Origin of the sequence: Streptomyces palmae (assembly GCF_004684805.1) — a bacterium.
In the GTDB taxonomy this organism is placed as follows: domain Bacteria; phylum Actinomycetota; class Actinomycetes; order Streptomycetales; family Streptomycetaceae; genus Streptomyces; species Streptomyces palmae.
Map to the genome: position 1 here is coordinate 1 of NZ_SRID01000624.1, position 1,949 is coordinate 1,949.

At 76.3% G+C, this 1,949-nt stretch carries 2 protein-coding genes and 1 pseudogene; all 3 read left to right on the plus strand.

Annotated features, from left to right (window positions below; all coding sequences use genetic code 11):
• Nucleotides 1-198: pseudogene (locus E4099_RS33790) on the plus strand (hypothetical protein); the annotation flags it as partial.
• Nucleotides 195-1,172, plus strand: coding sequence for an alpha/beta fold hydrolase (locus tag E4099_RS31595; protein WP_135342523.1), 978 nt, complete (start codon nucleotides 195-197; stop codon nucleotides 1,170-1,172). The pseudogene E4099_RS33790 and the gene E4099_RS31595, both read left to right, overlap by 4 nt.
• On the plus strand, nucleotides 1,169-1,949 hold a 781-nt coding region (locus E4099_RS31600; RefSeq protein ID WP_135342524.1), incomplete at its 3' end, for an SDR family oxidoreductase. The genes E4099_RS31595 and E4099_RS31600, both read left to right, overlap by 4 nt.

The window sequence follows — 1,949 nt, forward strand, 5'->3', positions numbered from 1 at the left end:
ACCACCACCCGCAACGGAAGGCTCCCCCAGACTCCTCCCCCGGACGTCGTCCGGGAGGTGCCCCCAGGGGGGACCCCTGCCGAGCCCTCAGGACCCTGCCCGGCCCCGGACGGGGAACCCGCCCTGGCCGCCGCGCCGCCGGGCGCCTCGCCGACCCCCGCGGCCGGCACCGAGGGCGCGGGGGAGGTGGCGGCATGAGGCGGCGCACCGCCCGCGGCCCGGTGGGCCCGTACGCTCCCGTCGAGCCGGTCCGCCGGCTGACCGTCATGTCCACCGACGGCTCCCCGATCCACACCGAGATCCACGGGCCCGAGGACGCCCCCGCCGTGGTGCTGTCCCACGGCTGGACCTGCTCCACCCGTTTCTGGGCGCCGGTCATCCGGCAGCTCGCGGCCGACCACCGGGTCATCGCCTACGACCAGCGCGGCCATGGCCGCAGCCCGGCCGCCGGGCCCGGCGGATGCAGCACCCACGCGCTCGCCGAGGACCTGGCGGCCGTGCTCACCACCACCCTGGCGCCCGGCGAACGAGCGGTGCTGGCCGGCCACTCCATGGGCGCCATGACGGTGCTGGCCGCCGCCGACCGACCCGCGCTGCGCGAGCACGCCGCGGCGGTCCTGCTGTGCAGCACCGGCGCCTCCCGGCTGCCCCAGACCTCCACGGTCTGGCCGCTGCCCGAGGGCCGGGTCCGCACCCTGCTGAACCGGCTGATGCTGCACTCCCGGGCACCGCTGGGCCCGGTCACCCCGCCGGCCAGGAAGGCGGTGCGGTACGTCACCATGGGCCGGCACGCCGACCCGGCCGCGATCGATGCCGCCGCCCGGCTGGTGCACGCCTGCCCGCGCGGGGTGCGCGCCGACTGGGGCAGGGTCCTGGCCCGGCTGGACCTGGACGCCGGGGCCGCCTCGCTGACCGTGCCCACCCTGGTCGTACAGGGCACCGCCGACCGGCTCACCCCGATCCGGCACGCCCACCGGCTGGCCGCCCTGCTGCCCGAGTGCGTGGGGCTGGTCGAGCTGTCCGGGCTGGGCCACATGACCCCGCTGGAGGACCCCGCGGCGATCAGCGGCGGCATCCGCGGGCTGGTCCGCGACCATCTGACCGCTGCCCCGGCCGCGCCGACGGCCGAGGCCGCCGAGGCCACCGACGACACGAAGGAGCGCACGGCATGAACGCACGCAGGAGCCTGGAGGGCCAGGTCGCGGTGGTGACCGGTGCCGCGCGGGGCGTGGGGGAGCTGCTCGCCCGCAAACTCTCGGCGCGCGGCGCCAAGGTGGCGCTGGTGGGCCTGGAGCCGGACGAGCTCAAGTCGGTGTCCGAGCGGCTGCACACCGAGTCCGCCCACTGGCACGCCGATGTGACGGACCACGAGGCGATGACCCGGGTGGCCGCCGAGGTCGCGGAGCACTTCGGCACGGTGGACATCGTGGTGGCCAACGCCGGGGTCGCCGCCGGCGGACCGTTCGCCGCCTCCGACCCCGAGGCCTGGCGCCGGGTGATCGAGGTCAACCTGATCGGCGGCGCGGTCACCGCCCGCGCCTTCCTGCCGGCCCTGGAGCGCAGCCACGGCTACTTCCTCCAGATCGCCTCGCTCGCCGCGATCACCCCGGCGCCGATGATGACCGCCTACTGCGCCTCCAAGTCGGGCGTCGAGGCGTTCGCGCACAGCCTGCGCGCGGAGGTCGGCCACCAGGGCGTACGGGTCGGGGTGGGCTATCTGAGCTGGACCGACACCGACATGGTGCGCGGCGCAGACCAGGACGAGGTGATGCGGGAGCTGCGGGCCAGGCTGCCCTGGCCGGCCAACCGCACGTATCCGCTGGGGCCCGCGGTGGACCGGATCGTGGCCGGGATCGAGCGCCGCTCCACCCATGTGTACGCGCAGTGGTGGCTGCGGGGGATGCAACCCTTGCGGGGGCTCTTGCCGGGGGTGATCGGTGTGGTGGGGC